Below are 17,076 nucleotides of genomic sequence, written 5' to 3' on the forward strand. Positions count from 1 at the left end.
GTCACTCACTTTTCTGGCGTATCCGGGGTCCTGCTGGTATCTATACAATAGCTATATGCCCGATAGGATTTGAGGATTACATGAGTGACAGTGCTGCCAACGAATTCCTGTGGTACATCCCCAACCAGGCCGAACCCGGCCACCGCGGTGACGACGTCGTCACCGGCCACAACACGCTGGACACCCTCACCGGCCATGCCCTCGCCCTGGAACGCCACGGGTGGGGCGGCGCCCTGCTCGGCACCGGCTGGGGCCGCCCCGACACGTTCACCGTCGCCGCCGCGCTGGCCGCCCGCACCACCACGTTCCAGCCACTCGTCGCGGTGCGCCCGGGCTACTGGCGGCCGGCCAACTTCGCGTCGGCGGCCGCCACCCTCGACCACCTCAGCGGCGGCCGGCTCCTGATCAACATCGTCTCGGGCCAGGACAACCTCGCGGCGTACGGCGACAGCGAGGGCGACCAGACCCACCGTTACGCGCGGACCAGGGAGTTCATCCAGCTCGTCCGCCGGCTCTGGACCGAGGAGAACGTGACATTCTCCGGCGACCACTTCCAGGTCACCGGCTCCACCGTGGTCCCGCGCCTCGCGCGCCCGCCCCGGCTCTACTTCGGCGGCGCCTCCCCGGCCGCCGAGCGGGTCTCCGCCACCGAGGCCGACGTCCAGCTCTTCTGGGGCGAACCGCTCGACGGGGTCGCGGAACGCATCGCCCGGCTCAAGGACCTCGGCGCCGCCCTCGGCCGCGAGCACGCCCCGCTGGAGTTCGGCCTGCGCATCACCACGCTCGTGCGCGACACCTCCGACCAGGCCTGGGCCGACGCCGAGGCCAAGGTCGCGGGCATGGCGAAAGGGATCGGGACCACCCCGCAAGACCAGGCCCGGCGTACGGCCGTGGGCCAGCAGCGCCTGCTCGACCTGACCGCCCGCGGGGAGGTCCTCGACGACAACCTGTACACCACGCCCGGAAAATTCGGCGGCGGTGGCGCCGGCACGACCTGGCTGGTCGGCTCCGCGAAGGAGGTGGCGAATTCGCTACGCCGCTACCAGGACCTGGGCATCACGCACTTCATCCTCTCCGACACGCCGTACCTCCCGGAGATCAGGCGCCAGGGCGACCAGCTGCTCCCGCTGCTGCGCGACTGACCGCCCGGCGCTCGCGGACGGCGAGGACGTTGTCCACCAGCCGTTCCGCCTCCGCGAGCCCGTTCCACGCCGCGACCGGCAGCATCGCCCGCAGATACATCGGGGCGAGGATCAGCTCCACGATGTCCACCGGTGACAGCTCGTGCGCCCCGGCCGCGTCGAGCATGGCCTGGAACTGCTCCACCCGGGGCAGCGCGAGCTCCTCCACCGAGTCGTTCGCCGCCGCGATCAGCGCCCGCAGGAAGTCGAGCGCACCGGGGCCGGTCATGCCGGTCGCCAGCCGGGTCGCGTACGCGCTGAGATCCGCCCGCAGATCCCCGGTCGCGGGCACCGGGGACCGGTCGTTGATCTCCCCGACCGCAATGTCGAGCAGCAGCCCGCTGGGCGAACGCCACCGCCGGTAGATCGTCGCCTGGTGCACGCCGGAACGCGCCGCGACCTCCGCGATCGTGAAGACGCCACCCGGGTTCTCCCCCAGCAGCTCCCGCACGGCCGCGTGCACGGCCTCCTGCGTCCGCGCGGTCCGGCCACCAGGCCGCGCCCTGCCCGTCTCCTGCACCACAGGGCCTAGCCTATCGTCACCTAACGCGACTACTCTCGCGTTAACGACGTCGTCCCTCTCGGAGGTGCCCCATGGCACGTACTCTCATCGTCGGCGCCGGCATCGCCGGCGACGCCCTGGCCGTCCTCCTCGGCCGCGCCGCTACGGGCCTCCCCGGCGCGGGCGGTTCCGGCACGGGTTGGGACGTGACCGTCGTCGAGCTCGCGCCGGCGCTGCGGACCGGGGGCCAGACCGTCGACCTGCGCGGCGACTCCCGTGCCACCGTCGACCGGATGGGCCTGCTCGGCGCCTGCCGGCAACGGCTCGTCCCGCAACGCGGCGCCGCCTGGATCGACGCCACCGGCCGCCCCCTGGCCGCGATGCCGGTCGAGGCGTTCGGCGGGCGCGGCCTCGTCTCGTCGCACGAACTGCTGCGCAGCGACCTGTCCCGCATCCTGCACGACGCGGCCGGCCCGCGCGTCACGCACCGCTTCGGCGACACGGTCACCCACCTGGAGCCTCGCCCCGGCGGCGTGCGGGCCACGTTCCGCAACGACGGCGCGACCGAGGACTTCGACCTGGTCGTCGGCGCCGACGGCACCCACTCCCGGGTGCGCGAGCTGGCCTTCGGCCCCGAGACCGCGTACCGCCGCCCGCTCGGCCTGGCGCACGCCTGGTTCACCCTCACCGAGCAGCCCGGCACCCCCGCCCTCGACGGCTGGTTCCTCATGCACCAGGCCCCCGGCTCCCGGGTCGTCGAGGCCCGCCCGGGCCGGCCCGGCGAACAGGAGATCGGCTTCACCTTCCCGGCCACCGGCCTGCCACCCCGGGCCGAACGGTTCGCCCTGCTCGACGCGACCTTCGCCGGGGTGGGCTGGCGCACCCCCAAACTCCTCGCCGCCGCCCGGGTCGCCCCGGACTTCGCGTTCGACACCTACGACCAGATAGACCTGGAGGGCTACCACCGCAGCCGGGTCGTCCTGCTCGGCGACAGCGCCTGGTGCGCCAGCCCGCTGAGCGGCCTCGGCACGGCGCTGGCGCTGCGGGGCGCGGAAGCCCTGGCCGGCGCGCTCACCACCGCCCCCACCGTCGAGGACGCCCTGACCCGCTACGAGGCGACCATGCGGCCGCGGGTCACCGCCGCCCAGCGGATGTTCCCCGGCCGGGTCAGCGCGGCCGCACCCCGTACGGTGTGGGGCATCCGGGCCAACGCCCTGGCCATGCGTCTCGTGCAGAGCCGCCCGGTCGCCGCCGCCCTCAGCCGCCTGATGCCGGGTCCGGAGACTGCAACCCTTTCGCGCCCGGTCTGATCGCCCGGTTCACCGCTTGCCTGCCGAACGTGAGGACGACCACGACGACAGGAGAGCCCGATGCGAGAGTTGCTGTCCCGGCCCGCCCTCGCCCTGCTGGCGGTCGCCACCATCGGCGGCGTCACCACGGTGAACGGCAGCGCCGCGTACGCCTCCGACGGGCTCCTGCCCGCCGAGGTCTCCGGGCGGCAGCCGGCCCGGGTGGTCAGCACCACCCTCGACGCCACCGGCCGGCCGGTGATCAGCACCCGGACCGCGACCGACCGGACGACCGCGGCGCGTTACCTGCGGGACGCGCGGCGGGCACCCCGTACGGTCGCGGTCGAGCTCGACACCCGCGCGCACGCCGCCGCCGTCCCGGCCGGGACGGACCCGTACCGCGCGGATCAGTGGGACTTCGCCACGATCGGCGTGACGCGGGCGTGGGAGCACTCCACCGGCGCCGGGGTGATCGTGGCGGTGATCGACACCGGGGTGGACGCCACCCACCCCGACCTCGCCGGCGCCATCCTGCCCGGCATCGACTACCTCACCGGTACCACCGGCACCAGTAGTGACCCCAACGGTCACGGCACCCACGTGGCCGGCACCATCGCCGCGCTCACCGGCAACGACGTCGGCATCTCGGCGATCGCACCGGACACGAAGATCCTGCCGATCCGCGCCCTGGACGCCAAGGGCAGCGGCAACATGGCCGACGTCGCGAACGGCATCGTGTATGCCGCCGACCACGGCGCCGACGTCATCAACATGTCGCTCGGCGCCACCACCGAGATCGCCGCGATGACCAACGCGATCGCGTACGCCCGCGACAAGGGCGTCACCGTCGTGGCCGCCGCCGGCAACGACGGCGAGAAGGGCAGCCCGGTCGCCTACCCCGCCGCCGACCCGGGCGTCATCGCCGTGGCCGCCACCGACACGGCCGACCGGGTCGCGTCGTTCTCCAACCGCGGCGACTACATCGACATCGCCGCACCCGGCTACCAGACCCTCAGCACGTACCCGACCGACAACGGCAGCTACGCCATCGACAGCGGCACCTCCATGGCATCCCCGCACGTCGCCGCCGTCGCCGCGCTGATCAAGGCGTACCGGCCGGCCGCCACGCCCGACCAGATCGAGACGATCCTCGAGGACAGCGCGGTGGACCTCGGAGCCACCGGCAAGGACACCGGTTACGGCTGGGGCCGCGTGGACGCCGCCGCGGCGCTGGATCTCACCGCCGACGGCAGCACCGCCCCCAGCACCACCGCGATCACCGTGGGGGCCGGCGCGCTCACCGTCCTGTACGGCACCCGGATCACCACCCGCTATGCCGTGACCATCGACGGCAGCCCGGCCGCGGACCGGGCCGCCCAGGTCTGCACGGCCACCGCCACCTCGGCCTTCACCTGCACCGCGGCCACCACCACCGCGGACGGCACCGTCACGGTCGCCGCCACCGCGACCGGCGCCCGGCGGATCCGCCTCACCGTGCCCGCCACCGCCACGGCCTCATCGGCGGTCTCCCCCGTCACCACGTACACGGTGCGCACCCAGGTCGCCGCCACCCGCGGCACCGCCCGCACCCTGAAGGTCACCCTGACCGGGGCCGCGGGCCAGCTCGTCCGGGTCCAGCGGTGGACCACCGGCGGCTGGCGCCAGGTCACCAGCTACCGGGCCACCCGCAGCCACACCGTGACCGGCCTGGTCACCGGCGCCCGCTACCGCGTCGTCGTACCCGCCACCACCACCCTGACCGGCGCGACCAGCCCGACCGTCACGGCGTGACCGCCGTTACGGATGAGCCCAGCCGGCGGCGGTGGAGTCGGGGGTGGTGAGGTCCTCGGCCATGCGGACGATGAGCTGGCTGACCCGGGTGTCGCGGTCGTGGGCACTGTGGGTGAGGGTCGCCGTCCGGGCCGCGGCCGCGTCGCCGGCCCGGATCGCGGCGAGGATGGTGGCGTGTTCGGCGTAGCTGGGGCCGAATTCCCGGGGGCCGCCCGGGGTGGTCCACGGGGCCGACACCTTGACCTGGGCCTCGATCGTGGTGAGCAGCGTGGTGATCGTGCGGTTGTGGGCGGCGTTGCGCAGCGCGTCGTGGAAGTGGTTGAAGATGCGCCGGACCTCGGCCGGGTCGCTGGTCGCCTGGGAGCGGTCGTGCAGGTCCCGCAGGCGGGCCAGGTCGATCGGGGTGGCCCGGGTCGCGGCCGCGTAGGCGGCGGAGGATTCCAGGATGGCCCGGGTCTCGAAGATCTCCAGGATCTCCTCGTCGTCACGGCGGCGGATCTCGAAGCCGCGGCGCCCGGACACCAGCAGCCCGTCCTGTTCGAGCAGGGCGAGCGCTTCGCGGACCGGGGTACGGGAGACCTCGAACTCCTCGCTCAGAGCTTGCGGGATCAGCGGGTCGCCGGCGCGGTAGTGCCCGTGCGTGAGGCGTTCCAGCAACGTCCGGTAGACGGTGTCCCGCGCGTTCATCCGTGCCCCTCCAGCGGCCGGGCCGGGTCGCTCCGCCACTCGTTGAGCGACCCGTCGTACAGCCGCGGTGCCGGCAGCCCGGCCGCGGTGAACGCGAGGACGAGACCGGCCGCGTTGATCCCGCCGCCACAGTAGACGACGGCGTCGCCGAGGTCGATGTCCGCCGCGGACGACCGTACCCGGTCGAGGTCGAGCGTGCCGTCCGGCCGCAGCAGCCCGGCGTAGGGCACGCTCACACTGCCGGGGATGTGGCCGGCGTCGTACTGCTCCCGGCGGATCCCGCACACCATCGGCACCCCGCCCCGGGACACCTCGTCGAGGTCCGCGGTGGCATCCCGCGGCGGGTGGAGCGTCAGCGGCGCCGGGCCGGTGACCGGCGGCGGGCAGCCGGTCTCGACGGGGAGGCCGTGGGCGGTCCACGCGCCCAGGCCGCCGTCGAGCACGCTCACCCGTGGGTGGCCGTGCACGCGCAGCAGCCACCACACCCGGGCCGCCCACGCGCCGCCGAGCCGGTCGTACACGACCACGTGGGCACAGTCGTGGACGCCCGCTTCCCGTGCCGCCTCGCACAGGGTGCCGACCGGGGGCAGCGTGAACGGCAGCGGCGCGTCCGGGTCGGAGAAACCGCCGAACAGGTCCGCGAAGCGGGCGCCGGGCAGGTGCGTCCCGGCGAACGCGGCACGACCGGGACCGTACGTGTCACCGGTGCGCTCGATGGACGCGTCGAGCACCACCACCTCGTCGAGGTGGTCCCGCAGCCAGGTGACGTCGACCAGGTTCACGCCCGCCGGGCCTTCCACTCGCCGCGTTCCGGGCGGTTCAGGCCGAGGTTCTCGCGCAGCGTGGCGCCTTCGTACTCGGTGCGGAACAGGCCGCGGCGCTGCAGTTCGGGGACGACCTCGGCGACGAACTCGTCGAACGAGCCCGGCACGTGGGTCGCCTGGATGACGAAACCGTCGGCGGCACCCGCGTCCACCCACCGCTCGATGGTGTCGGCGATGTCGGCCGCGGAACCGAGCAGGCTGCCCTCGGTGCGGGCGCCGTACCAGCGGCCGATCTGCCCGACGGTGAGTCCCTCGCGCTCGGCGAACTCCACGACCTCGCGGTAGTGGCCCTCGACGCCGACCTCTTCGAGCGTCGGCAGCGGCCCGTCGACGTCGTACGCGGTCAGGTCGACATTGACGTGGTAGGCGAGCCGGGACAGGCCGGCTTCCACCGAGACGAGGTCGGCGAACGCCTCGTGCTTGGCGAGCGCGTCCTTCGCGTCCCGGCCGATCACCGGGGTGGCGGCGGGCAGGATCAGCAGCTGATCGGGGTCACGGCCGTGGGCCGCCGCGCGGGCCTTCACGTCGGCGTAGAAAGCGACCGCCGACTCGAGGGACTCGTGGCTGCAGAAGATGACGTCGGCCCAGCGGGCGGCGACGTCACGGCCCGACTCGCTGGCACCGGCCTGGATGATCACCGGGTAGCCCTGCGGCGGCCGGGGCACGCTGAGCGGCCCCCGGACCCGGAAGTGCTCGCCGTCGTGGTCGATCGCCTCGACCGCCTCGGGGCGGCCGAGAACGCCGGACTCCCGGTCGGCGACGATCGCGTCGTCCGCCCAGCTGTCCCAGAGTCGCGTGGTGACCTCCAGGAACTCCTCCGCGCGGGCATACCGCGCGGCGCGTGGAGGCAGCTTGTGCTGGCCGAAGTTCTGCGCCTCGGCGTCCTGGAAGCTGGTCACCACGTTCCAGCCGGACCGGCCGCCGGTGAGGTGGTCGAGCGTGGCGAACTCGCGGGCCACGTGGTAGGGCTCGTGGTAGCCGGTGGACACGGTCGCGGTCACACCGAGGTGGGTCGTCACCGCGGACATGAGCGTGATGACCGGCACCGGGTCCAGCCGCGGGGTGCCCGACCCCCACGTCACCGCCGGGGCGAACGAGTCGCCGAGGCTGCGCGGGACGCTGAGCGCGTCGGGCACGAACGCGAAGTCGAACCGGCCCTGCTCCAGGACCCGGGCGATCCGCGTGTAGTGCGCGGCGGTGAGGAACTCCGGCGAGGCGTCCGGGTGCCGCCACCCGGCCGTGCCCTGCACGCCCGCGTTGAGGAACGCCCCGAGGTGGATCCGCCGCCGGCCGGCCGTCATTGGGCGGCCTGGCCGAGCAGCGCTTCCGGGCTGGTGTGCCCGGCCTCGTCGGAGACGAGCAGCGACAGCTCGTCGACGAGCGCGACGGCGAACGATCCGGTGCCCCGGGTGCGCGCCCCGGCCCGCTCGGCGGCAACCGCGTAGGCCGCGTGCGCGACGACAGCGCCCTGGAACGCGTCCCCGGTGGCGAACACCGCGGCGGCCGTCAGCGCGCCGAGCGCGCACCCGGCGCCGGTCACCTGGGTGAGCCGCAAGTCACCGCCGGGGACCTCCACGGTCCGCGACCCGTCCGAGATGTAGTCGACCGGACCGCTGACCGCGACGACCGCGCCGATCTCGGCGGCGAACGCGCCGACCACGGCAACGGCCGAGGACGAGTCGACGGTGGTCTCGACGCCCTTACCGGTGGCTTCCCCGCCGGCGAGCGCGATGAGCTCGCTGGCGTTGCCCCGGATCACCGAGGGCCGGAATTCCAGCAGCGACCGGACGAAGGCGTCGTACTCCGGCGCGCCGGCTCCCACGGCGACCGGGTCGAGCACCCACGGCGTGCCGGCCTCGTGCGCGGTCCGGGCCACCGCCCGCAGCGACTCCTCGTCACTGCTCATGAGCGAGGCGGTGTTGATCCACACCGCGCTCGCCCCGGCCGGGAACGTGGTCACCCAGTCCGACGCCGCCCCGATCGCGGGACCGGCCCCGGCGGCCAGCAACACGTTGGCGCTCAGGTTGGCCGCGATGTAGTTCGTCAGCCCGTACACAAAAGGTCCGGTCCGGCCGATCGTCGCGTAACCCTCGCGAACCGCCACGTCATCCCAGGAAGCCATGCCGCCACCAATCTGTATATCGCTGCATACAATGCACCCCAGGCTACGCCACCAGCCGCTTCGCTCCAGCGTGACCTACATCTCCGGTAGGACTAGAAGCGGTAACGCGCGGCAGGGTGGTCGTCGCGCACCCGGGTCACCCCGGCCCCGTGGAAGTGCTCCCGCAACGTGGCGGACCCGTAGTCGCGCCAGACCCGGCCCCGTCGCTGCAGCTCGGGGACGACCAGGTCGGCGAAGTCGCGGAACGTCACCGGTGGCACCGGGTCGGCGATGTTGAAACCGTCGATGTCCGCCTCGTCCATCCAGCGTTCCAGCTCGTCGGCGACCGTCGACGGGCTGCCGACGATGACCGGTCCCCCGCCGCCGACCCCGACGAACCCGGCGATCGCGCGGGGTGTCCAGCGGCGGTCCGGGTCGAGGGTGGTGAACAGCTCGACCATGCCGCGGATGCCGTCGGTCTCGACGTACTCCAGCGGCTCGTCGAGGTCGAGCGTGGACAGATCGATGTGCATGAGCGCGCTCCAGCGGGCCAGTGCGCCCTCGACACTCGCGTACGACTGGTAGTCGGCGAGCTTGGCCCGCGCCTCGGCATCGGTCTCGGCGACGATCACCGTGGCGATCGCGAAGAACTTCACCGACCGCGGGTCCCGGCCCTCGGCCCGCGCACGCTGCCGGACGTCGGACACCAGCCCCCGGGCCATGGACGGCAGGTAGGTGGAGAGGAACACGCCTTCCGCGTGCCTGGCGGCGAACGCCCGGCCGACCGGCGAGGTGCCGGCCTGGTAGATCACCGGGGTCCGCTGCACCCCCGGCTCGGACAGCGCGATGCCGGGCACCGTGAAGTAGGTCCCGTCGTGGGCGACGGGACGGACCCGTGCCGGGTCGGCGAACACGTCCGACCTGACCACGGCGTCGTCGGCCCAGCTGGATTCCCACAGCTTGTAGACGACGTCCATGAACTCCTCGGCGACCGCGTAGCGCTGGTCGTGCGGCAGCTGGGTGGTCAGGCCGAGGTTGCGGGCCGCGCTGTCCAGCGCGGAGGTCACCACGTTCCAGCCGATCCGGCCGCCGGTCAGGTGGTCCAGCGTGGTCATCTTGCGGGCGAACGCGTACGGCTGCTCGTAGGTCGACGACACCGTGACCGAGAAGCCGAGGTGCTCGGTGACCGCCGCCATCGCGCTGATCGCCAGCAGCGGGTCGTCGGTCGGGGTCTGGATCCCGTCGCGCAGCGCCGCGTCGACGCTGCCCTGCCACACGTCGAGCGGCCCGAGCGCGTCCGCGATGAACAGCGCGTCGAAACGCCCCCGTTCCAGGATCCGTGCCGTGTCCGTCCAGTAGCTCAGGTCCCGGTACCGGTGGGCCTGGCTGTCGGGGTGGCGCCACAGACCGATCGCCGTGTGCCCGACCGTGGACTGCCGCAGCCCGTTCAACCGGATCCGCTCACTCATGGGTTCTCCCTGTCGTTCTCGATGATCAGATCCGCCCGCCCGCGCACGTCGTTCGCGCGGTAGAACGCCTCCTCCTGCCGCGCCCAGCGCCGCCAGTGCGGGGCATAGGTGTCGCCGTCGCGGGCCATCGCCCGCCGGTGCCGCACGGCCTCCGGAGCCTCGATCCAGACCAGACCGCTGGTGTACGGCCGAAGCGCGCGAGCGCCACATCCCACGCCCTCGACGACGAGGTTGTCCGTGGCCGGCACCTCGTGCCACTGCCCCGGCCCGTCGTTCGCCCAGTCCCAGAGCCGCCACCGGGCCGGGCGTCCGGCGGCCAGCGGCACGAGCACCCGGTCGTGCACCGTGGTGACGGCGGCGAGCAGGCCGTCCCAGCCCGGGTAGATCTCGTCCATCCGGATCAGGGACGCGCCGAGCGCCGCCGCGAGGGTGTCCGCGAACCCCGACTTGCCGGCCCCGGACCGCCCCTCGACCGCCACCACCCGCAGGCGTCCGGTGGCGGGGCCCAGCGCCGCCGCCCATTCGGCGACCGCCGTCACGACCGCTCGTACACCCGGGTCGGGGTGATCCGGACGACGACCCGGCCGGCTTCCTGCTCCACGGTCCCGCGCACATGGTCGGCGCCGGTGTAGCTCACCGCGAGAGCGTCGACGAGCTGGTCGGCGTCCTCCCCGGTGACGCGGGCGGTGCCGCGGATCTCGACGTAGCGGGTGGGTCGGCTCCGGTCGTGGACGAGCACGGTGACGCGGGGGTCGCGGCGGATGTTGGCGACCTTGCGCCGGCCGCCCTTCGTGGCCATCACGAGGCTGTCGCCGTCGCGGGCCAGCCACATCACCGACAGCTGCGCCACCCCGTCCGGCTCGGCGGTGGCGAGCACCGCGAACTCGGGCCGGTCGAGCAGCTCCCGCACGGCCGGGCTGAACGGCACGAGCCCCAGGCTCAGCGGCAGGGCCGGGTCGGCGGACCACTCCTCGAGGGAGCCGTCGTACAGCGCCACGTCGTCGCGGCCGAGCACGGCCAGAGCCAGCGCCACCCCGGCCGCCGAGATGCCGCCGCCGCAGTACAGCCACACCGGGCGGGGGTCGGCGAGCAGCCCGGCGAGCGCCTCGCGCAGCGCGGGCTCGGGCAGCAGCCGCCCGTCCGGGCCGGACAGCGACCGGGCCGGCAGGTTGCCGCTGCCCGGGATGTGCCCGCGCCGGGTGTACCGGGTGGGGACCTCCCCGCTGTACGCCTCCGCGTTGAGCGCACACAGCACGGTCGCCTCGACGCCCCCGGCCAGCCACGCCTCGAGATCACCCCGCTCGGCCCACCGCCCGGGCCGCACCCGCGGCGTCAGCCCGCCCGCGCCCCCGGCCACGGCCGGATCCAGGGCCGTGGCCGGGACCGGCACGGAGGACGAGGCTGGGCCGGACTCGACCGGGAGGCCGGCTTCGCGCCAGGCCCGGAGGCCGCCGTCGAGGACCGTTGCCTCGACGCCGATCCAGGTGAGCAGCCACCAGAGGCGGGCCGCCCAGATGCCGCCGGCGCGGTCGTAGACGACGACCGGGACGCCATCGGTGACGCCGAGGCGGGCCAGTGCGGCGGCGAGCGCTTCCGGGGAAGGATGGGCGAAGTGGTACCCGGCGGCCGGGTCGCTCAGGTCGTGCAGGAGGTCCGCGTGGCGCGAGCCGGGGATGTGCTCCGCCAGCCAGCCGCCGGCACCCGGGGCCGCTCGGTGGTCGCCGTCGTGGGACGGGGACGGGAGGTCCACCGTGGCGTCGAGGATCACCGGGGCGCGACCGGCACGGCGTACCGAGACGGGGTCTGTCAACGGGCCGGTCATCGCGGCACCGCCGTGCGCCAGTCGAAGTCCGCGGGCAGGATGCCGGCGCCGGCCAGCCAGGCGGTGTAGGGGTCCATCAGCTCGGGGCGGATCTCGCCCCAGCGGCCGTCGTGCCACCAGGTGGGCGCGATGAGTTCGAGGGACCGGGCCAGCACCGCGCGGGGGAAGTACGGGATGGCCCGGTCGAGGATCTCCAGGGTGCGGGCCGGGTCGTCGGTCGCCGCCCGGAAACCGCGCTCGGTGACCTCCAGGAACGTCGCCACCAGGTCGGGGCGACCGGCCAGCGCGGGCCCGGTGCCGAGCAGATAGCTGTGGTACGCGGGGGCGCCGATCTCGTCGACCGGCCAGATGACCCGCTCGTCGCAGGGCAGGCCGGCGAAGAGCGCGTCCCAGGCCCAGTAACCGCCGAACGTGGCGTCGACCTCGCCGGCCGCGATGTCGTCGACGCTGAGCTCGCGGGCGCCGCTGTCGACGAGGACGACCGCGTCCGGGTCACCGCCGTCCGCCGCGACCAGGTGCCGGACCATGGCGACGCCGCGCGGGGTGGGGTTGAGCGCGAGGCGCCGCCCGGCGAGCTCCCGGGGGCGGGTGATGCCGAGCTTGGCCACGGTCTGGATGGTCTCCATGCCGCGGTGGTTGATGGACGCGACCGCTTGCAGGCTCTGGCCGGCCGCCCGGCGCACGAGCAGCCGGTTGGTGGGGAACACGCCGAGATGGGCTTCGCCGCGCAGCAGGTGTTCGAGGGTGTCGCCGCGCTGCGGGTCGAAGACGGTGAGCTCGACGTCGAGGCCCGCGTCGGTGTACCAGCCCTCGCGGGAGGCGACGTAGAAGCCCGCCGAGTTCGGCCACGGGTGGAAATATTCGAGCATCACGCGTACGTGGGTGGTGGTCATGACGGGCTCGCAGTCAGCAGGTCGGTCAGCCGGCGGCGCAGGCGGACGAAGGCGGGGTCGTCGACGACGTCGTCGCGGCGGGGGCGGTCGAACGGCACCTCGACGCGTTCCAGGACGGTCGCCGGGCGGCGGGTGAAGACGTACACGGTGTCGGAGAGCAGCAGGGCCTCTTCGATGTTGTGCGTGACGAACAGGATCGAGCGGCGGTTCTGCTCCCAGATGCCGAGCAGCCAGCGGTGCATCTCGGCGCGCAGCATCGCGTCGAGCGCGCTGAACGGCTCGTCGAGGCAGATCAGGTCGCGGTCGGCGAGCAGCGCGCGCAGGAACGCGACGCGCTGCTGCATCCCGCCGGAGAGCTCGTGCGGGTACGACCGGGCGAACCCGTCGAGGCCGACCTTGGCCAGCCAGTCGCGGGCCTGGGCGCGGGTGGCGCGTCTCGAGGCGCCGCCGATCTCCTTGGCCAGCACGACGTTGTCCTCGATCGTGCGCCAGGGCAGCAGCGCGGGCGCCTGCGGCATGTAGCCGATCAGCCCCCGCCTGCCGGTGGCGTCCTGCCCGCCGACGCTGATCCGCCCGGTGGCCGGGGTGAGCAGGCCGCCGATGAGGTGGAACAACGTGCTCTTGCCGCTGCCGGACGGGCCGAGGATGGAGACGAACTCGCCCTTGTCCACCCGCAGCGTGATGTCCCGCAGGACGTGCAGGTCGCCGTAGGAGTGGGCGAGGCCGGTGATGTCGAGGGCGGTGATGTCGAGGGCGGTGTCAGCCACGGGCCCTCCTTCCCTTGACGGTCAGTTTCTCGGCGAGCAGCACCAGGCCGAAGACCGCCAGCGCGAGGACGACGACGACGGCGATGGCGACGAACATCCGGTCGGCCCGGAACGCCGACTTCTGGATGATCATGTAGCGGCCGATGCCGACGTCGCTGCCCAGCCATTCGGAGATGATCGCGCCGAAGACGCTGTAGGTCGCGGCGATCTTCAGGCCGGAGAACATCGTCGGCAGCGCGTGGGGCCACTGCAGTTTCGTGAACAGCTGCCGCCGGTTCGCACCGCTCATCAGCAGGTAGTCGGCGATCAGCGCGTCGCTGCGGCCGAGCCCGTCGAGGGTGGCGACCGCGACCGGGAAGAAGCAGACCAGCACGATCACCACGACCTTCGGGGCCAGGCCGAAGCCGAGCCACACCACCAGCAGCGGCGCGATCGCGATGGTCGGGATGTTCTGGCTGATCACCAGCAGCGGGTACACCGCGGCCCGCAGCAGCGGGACCAGGTGCAGCACCACGGCGACTGCGAGGCCGATGGCCACGCCCGCGGAGAAGCCGAGCAGCGTCAGCTTCGTGGTCGCGAGCGTGTGGGTGGCCAGGGCGGACCACTGGTCGGCGGCGGCGGCGACCAGGTCGGTGGGGCTGGGCAGCAGCCAGGAGTCGATCCCCGAGATCGCGGTGTAGGCCTGCCAGCCGGCGAGGATGGCCAGCACCGCGACCACGGGGGCGAGCTTGCGGATCACGGCAGGTAGTCGTTGGTGTAGGCCTTGGCCGCGTCGACCTGGGTGGACAGGACCTTATTGTCGAACAGCCACTGGGAGAAGGTCGTCCACACCTCGGGCTTCTGCTCGCCCCAGCGCGCGGCGTCGTCCTGGTAGCGCGGGCTCAGCCACTCCTGGCTCCTGGTGACGAGGTCCTTGTCGAGGTCCGGGGCGGCGGCGAGCAGGATCGACGCGGCGTCGGCCGGGTTCTTCGCGGCGTAGCCGTAGCCCTCGGACGCGGCCGCGACGAACGCCTTGACCAGCTCCGGGTCCTGCGAGATGCGCTTCTCGTTGGTGATCAGGATCGGGGTGTAGAAGTCCAGCGCCGGGTTGTAGTCCTTGACGTACTGGATGTTGACCGGCTCGTCACGCAGCTCGGCCTCGATGCCGGTCCAGCCGTAGAAGATCCACTCGACGTCGATGCCTTTCTTCGTGGCGGCGAAGAAGTCGGCGTCCCCCACGTTGACCGTCTTGATCGTCGACGCGTCGCCGCCGTCGGCCTGCACGATCGACTTGAGCAGCGGCTCCTCGATCGCACCGCCGTAGCCGCCGTACGTCTTGCCCGCGTACTGCGCCGGCCTGGTCAGGTTCCGGTCCTTCGGCGAGGCGAAGCCGGAGGTGTTGTGCTGGATGACCGCCGCGACCGACACCAGCGGGGCGCCCTCGGCCCGGGCCTGGGTCAGCGCCTCCTGGGCACTGATCGCGAACGGGATCTTGTCGGCGGCCACCAGGGCGCCGGGGTCGGCGTCACCGGGCTGCACGATCTCGACCTCGAGGCCGTGGGCCTTGAAGAAGCCCTTGGACTGCGCCACGTACAGGCCGGTGTGGTTGGTGTTGGGGGTCCAGTCCAGGGCGACCTGGATCTTGCGAAGGCCGTCGGCGCCCGCCTTCTCGTCGTCGGCGCCGCCGCAGGCGGACAGCGCGAGCACAGCGGAAGCGGTCGCGAAGGCGACGAGAACATGGCGTCGTTTCAGGAAAGTGCTGGTCACGACCGGCAAGCTACGCGACTTGATCATCAAAAGTCTAGCTATCCCACATGTCAGACTGACCAAGTAGGAATTAATGAGCCTCAACTCCATCGTTGACCGTCTATCAATCATTGGCTTCTAGCGTCTTTCTCAGGCGCCACACCGACGCCGCAGAAGCAGGAGGAACGATGCGAACCGCCCGCGCTCTCGCCGCACTCGCCGGCACCGCCCTCGCCCTGACCGCCACCGCGCCCGCGGTGGCCTCGGAACCCACCGGCACGATCCAGCACGCCGACAGCGCTTCCGCGATCAGCGGCTCCTACCTGGTGCTGCTGAAGGACGGCATCCAGGCCGACGGCGCCGTCGCCGGGCGGCTCGCCCAGCGCCACGGCGGCTCGGTCACCCGGGTCTTCGGCAACGCCGTCGAGGGGTACGCCGCCCGCCTCACCGCCCGCCAGGCGGCCCGGCTCGCGGCCGACCCGTCCGTCGCCTCGGTCGAGGCCGACCAGACCGTACGGTTCAGCGACACCCAGACCTCCGCACCCTGGGGACTGGACCGCTCCGACCAGCGCGCCCTGCCGCTGAACACCACCTACACGTACGGGCCCAGCTCCGGTGTCACGGTGTACGTCATCGACACCGGCATCACCATCGGCCATCAGCAGTTCGGCGGGCGGGCCTCGTACGGTTACGACGCCGTGGACGGCGACAACGTCGCGCAGGACGGCAACGGGCACGGCACGTTCGTGGCCGGGGTCGCGGTGGGCAGCACGTACGGGATCGCCAAGAGCGCGAACGTGGTCGGCGTGCGGGTGCTGGACAACAACGGTTCCGGCACCACCGCCGGGGTCATCGCCGGCATCGACTGGGTCACCGCGAACGCGGCCCGGGGCACCTCGGTGGCGAACCTCAGCCTCGGCGGCGGCACCAGCACGACCCTGGACGCCGCGGTCCGGCGCTCGATCGCGGCGGGGATCCCGTACGCGATCGCGGCCGGCAATTCCGGTGTCAACGCGAGCAACACCTCCCCCGCCCGGGTGACGGAGGCGCTGACCGTGGGCGCCACCGGCCGTACCGACGCCAAGGCCTCCTGGTCCAACTACGGATCGGTGCTGGACCTGTTCGCCCCCGGCGTCGACATCACCTCAGCGTGGCGCACCAGCAACACCGCCACGTACACCGGTAGCGGCACGTCGTTCTCGTCGCCGCACGTGGCCGGCGCGGCCGCGTTGTACCTGGCCGCCCACCCGGGCTCCTCGGTGGCGACCGTCAACGCGGCGATCGTCGCCGCCGCCACCACCGGCGTGGTGACCAGCCCGGGCAGCGGCTCACCGAACCGCCTGCTCTACACGCCGAGCCTGTCCAGCTGACCGTCCGACCGCCGTCGGCGGCCCGGCACCGGTGATCCCGGGCCGGGCCGCCGCGTCACGGCGTCCGGGGGCTGATCCCGGCCATGACCAGCACGAGCAACCGGTGCGCCTCGGCGGCGGCGCCCGGCCGGCCCTCGGTCGCGAGCGCGATGCCGGTGACCAGGCTGAGCACGTCGGTGACGGTCACGCCCGGCGTCAGCACCCCGGCCGCCGCGGCCCGGCGCACCAGCGGGTCGCCCGCCTGGGTGAGCCGCCCGGTGGAGCAGTGCGCCTCCGGCGGGCTGTGGTCCTGGATCAACGCGAACGCCAGCCCCCGGAACGTCGCGGCGGACGCGGTGACCGCTCCCGCCCACTCCAGCAGCGCGGCCCGCGGGTCGGCGGCCCCGGCCAGGTCACGGGCCTGATCGCAGAGCGCCTCGACCTTCTCCTGGAAGACCGCCTCCAGCAGGGCCCGGCGGGTCGGGAAATGCCGGCGCACCGTGCCGGACCCCACCCCCGCTGTACGGCCGATCTGCTCCAGAGAGACGTCGGCCCCCTGCACGGCAACGGCCTCCGCCGCCACCTCGAGAAGGCGCGCGTAGTTGCGCCGGGCGTCCGCGCGCATGATCACCTCGGGGTTTGCTAAGTGGCGGGGTCCGCCGTATCTTAGCGAACG

General features: G+C 73.1%; 17 protein-coding genes. 4 read left to right on the plus strand and 13 right to left on the minus strand.

What is annotated here, in order from left to right; genetic code table 11:
- Positions 1–80 precede the first annotated feature (80 nt).
- Positions 81–1,142, plus strand: coding sequence for an LLM class flavin-dependent oxidoreductase (locus ACIA6A_RS21095; protein ID WP_396099427.1), 1,062 nt, complete (start codon positions 81–83; stop codon positions 1,140–1,142).
- Here ACIA6A_RS21095 and ACIA6A_RS21100 read toward each other — a convergent pair.
- Entirely contained in the window at positions 1,099–1,704 is a 606-nt protein-coding gene (locus ACIA6A_RS21100) for a TetR/AcrR family transcriptional regulator C-terminal ligand-binding domain-containing protein (RefSeq protein WP_396099428.1), read from the minus strand. The genes ACIA6A_RS21095 and ACIA6A_RS21100 overlap by 44 nt on opposite strands.
- A 71-nt stretch (positions 1,705–1,775) precedes the next feature.
- Between ACIA6A_RS21100 and ACIA6A_RS21105 the strand changes: the two genes are divergently transcribed.
- Positions 1,776–2,993 carry an FAD-dependent monooxygenase gene (locus ACIA6A_RS21105; RefSeq protein ID WP_396099429.1) on the plus strand — a complete coding sequence of 406 codons (1,218 nt, stop codon included), beginning with the start codon at positions 1,776–1,778 and terminating at the stop codon, positions 2,991–2,993.
- A gap of 60 nt (positions 2,994–3,053) precedes the next feature.
- On the plus strand, positions 3,054–4,763 hold the full coding sequence (locus tag ACIA6A_RS21110) for a S8 family peptidase (RefSeq protein ID WP_396099430.1): 1,710 nt from the start codon (positions 3,054–3,056) through the stop codon (positions 4,761–4,763).
- Positions 4,764–4,769: 6 nt separating this feature from the next.
- Here ACIA6A_RS21110 and ACIA6A_RS21115 read toward each other — a convergent pair whose 3' ends face one another.
- The 11 genes from ACIA6A_RS21115 to ACIA6A_RS21165 all read right to left on the minus strand — a co-directional run bounded on the left by ACIA6A_RS21115 (position 4,770) and on the right by ACIA6A_RS21165 (position 15,072).
- Complete coding sequence (locus ACIA6A_RS21115) at positions 4,770–5,450, minus strand: GntR family transcriptional regulator (RefSeq protein ID WP_396099431.1); 681 nt, start codon at positions 5,448–5,450, stop codon at positions 4,770–4,772.
- Positions 5,447–6,232 (minus strand): sulfurtransferase, encoded by a 786-nt coding sequence (locus ACIA6A_RS21120; RefSeq protein ID WP_396099432.1) that lies wholly within the window; start codon positions 6,230–6,232, stop codon positions 5,447–5,449. Before ACIA6A_RS21120 ends, ACIA6A_RS21115 begins: the two co-directional genes overlap by 4 nt.
- Complete coding sequence (locus ACIA6A_RS21125) at positions 6,229–7,575, minus strand: LLM class flavin-dependent oxidoreductase (protein WP_396099433.1); 1,347 nt, start codon at positions 7,573–7,575, stop codon at positions 6,229–6,231. Before ACIA6A_RS21125 ends, ACIA6A_RS21120 begins: the two co-directional genes overlap by 4 nt.
- Positions 7,572–8,396 carry a hydroxyethylthiazole kinase gene (locus tag ACIA6A_RS21130; protein WP_396099434.1) on the minus strand — a complete coding sequence of 275 codons (825 nt, stop codon included), beginning with the start codon at positions 8,394–8,396 and terminating at the stop codon, positions 7,572–7,574. Before ACIA6A_RS21130 ends, ACIA6A_RS21125 begins: the two co-directional genes overlap by 4 nt.
- 92 nt (positions 8,397–8,488) lie before the next feature.
- Positions 8,489–9,844: an LLM class flavin-dependent oxidoreductase gene (locus ACIA6A_RS21135; protein ID WP_396099435.1), complete on the minus strand. Its 1,356-nt coding sequence runs from the start codon at positions 9,842–9,844 to the stop codon at positions 8,489–8,491.
- A complete protein-coding gene (locus ACIA6A_RS21140) occupies positions 9,841–10,383 on the minus strand; it encodes a dephospho-CoA kinase (protein WP_396099436.1) in 543 nt (180 codons plus the stop codon). Before ACIA6A_RS21140 ends, ACIA6A_RS21135 begins: the two co-directional genes overlap by 4 nt.
- The gene (locus tag ACIA6A_RS21145; protein WP_396099437.1) at positions 10,380–11,666 is read right to left on the minus strand and encodes a TIGR03618 family F420-dependent PPOX class oxidoreductase; all 1,287 of its coding nucleotides are present in this window, start codon (positions 11,664–11,666) and stop codon (positions 10,380–10,382) included. The genes ACIA6A_RS21140 and ACIA6A_RS21145 overlap by 4 nt, the downstream gene beginning before the upstream one ends.
- On the minus strand, positions 11,663–12,559 hold the full coding sequence (locus tag ACIA6A_RS21150; protein ID WP_396099438.1) for an ABC transporter substrate-binding protein: 897 nt from the start codon (positions 12,557–12,559) through the stop codon (positions 11,663–11,665). Before ACIA6A_RS21150 ends, ACIA6A_RS21145 begins: the two co-directional genes overlap by 4 nt.
- The gene (locus ACIA6A_RS21155; protein ID WP_396099439.1) at positions 12,556–13,326 is read right to left on the minus strand and encodes an ABC transporter ATP-binding protein; all 771 of its coding nucleotides are present in this window, start codon (positions 13,324–13,326) and stop codon (positions 12,556–12,558) included. The genes ACIA6A_RS21150 and ACIA6A_RS21155 overlap by 4 nt, the downstream gene beginning before the upstream one ends.
- Entirely contained in the window at positions 13,319–14,065 is a 747-nt protein-coding gene (locus ACIA6A_RS21160) for an ABC transporter permease (protein ID WP_396099440.1), read from the minus strand. Before ACIA6A_RS21160 ends, ACIA6A_RS21155 begins: the two co-directional genes overlap by 8 nt.
- The gene (locus ACIA6A_RS21165) at positions 14,062–15,072 is read right to left on the minus strand and encodes an ABC transporter substrate-binding protein (RefSeq protein WP_396099441.1); all 1,011 of its coding nucleotides are present in this window, start codon (positions 15,070–15,072) and stop codon (positions 14,062–14,064) included. Before ACIA6A_RS21165 ends, ACIA6A_RS21160 begins: the two co-directional genes overlap by 4 nt.
- A 167-nt stretch (positions 15,073–15,239) precedes the next feature.
- Here ACIA6A_RS21165 and ACIA6A_RS21170 point away from each other — a divergent pair, with 167 nt between their 5' ends.
- Positions 15,240–16,421, plus strand: a complete 1,182-nt coding sequence (locus ACIA6A_RS21170) for a S8 family peptidase (RefSeq protein ID WP_396099442.1) — start codon at positions 15,240–15,242, stop codon at positions 16,419–16,421.
- A gap of 55 nt (positions 16,422–16,476) precedes the next feature.
- On the opposite strand, the gene ACIA6A_RS21175 is transcribed toward ACIA6A_RS21170, so the two are convergent.
- On the minus strand, positions 16,477–17,025 hold the full coding sequence (locus ACIA6A_RS21175) for a TetR/AcrR family transcriptional regulator (protein ID WP_396099443.1): 549 nt from the start codon (positions 17,023–17,025) through the stop codon (positions 16,477–16,479).
- Positions 17,026–17,076: the final 51 nt, after the last annotated feature.

It is taken from the genome of Actinoplanes sp. NPDC051494 (assembly GCF_044454705.1).
GTDB lineage: Bacteria > Actinomycetota > Actinomycetes > Mycobacteriales > Micromonosporaceae > Actinoplanes.

Coding starts and splice junctions, on each gene's coding strand:
- ACIA6A_RS21095 (WP_396099427.1), top strand. CDS start 81: ATGAGTGACAGTGCTGCCAACGAATTCCTGTGGTACATCCCCAACCAG.
- ACIA6A_RS21115 (WP_396099431.1), bottom strand. CDS start 5,450: ATGAACGCGCGGGACACCGTCTACCGGACGTTGCTGGAACGCCTCACG.
- ACIA6A_RS21175 (WP_396099443.1), bottom strand. CDS start 17,025: ATGCGCGCGGACGCCCGGCGCAACTACGCGCGCCTTCTCGAGGTGGCG.
- ACIA6A_RS21110 (WP_396099430.1), top strand. CDS start 3,054: ATGCGAGAGTTGCTGTCCCGGCCCGCCCTCGCCCTGCTGGCGGTCGCC.
- ACIA6A_RS21105 (WP_396099429.1), top strand. CDS start 1,776: ATGGCACGTACTCTCATCGTCGGCGCCGGCATCGCCGGCGACGCCCTG.
- ACIA6A_RS21150 (WP_396099438.1), bottom strand. CDS start 12,559: ATGACCACCACCCACGTACGCGTGATGCTCGAATATTTCCACCCGTGG.
- ACIA6A_RS21170 (WP_396099442.1), top strand. CDS start 15,240: ATGCGAACCGCCCGCGCTCTCGCCGCACTCGCCGGCACCGCCCTCGCC.
- ACIA6A_RS21145 (WP_396099437.1), bottom strand. CDS start 11,666: ATGACCGGCCCGTTGACAGACCCCGTCTCGGTACGCCGTGCCGGTCGC.
- ACIA6A_RS21125 (WP_396099433.1), bottom strand. CDS start 7,575: ATGACGGCCGGCCGGCGGCGGATCCACCTCGGGGCGTTCCTCAACGCG.
- ACIA6A_RS21130 (WP_396099434.1), bottom strand. CDS start 8,396: ATGGCTTCCTGGGATGACGTGGCGGTTCGCGAGGGTTACGCGACGATC.
- ACIA6A_RS21135 (WP_396099435.1), bottom strand. CDS start 9,844: ATGAGTGAGCGGATCCGGTTGAACGGGCTGCGGCAGTCCACGGTCGGG.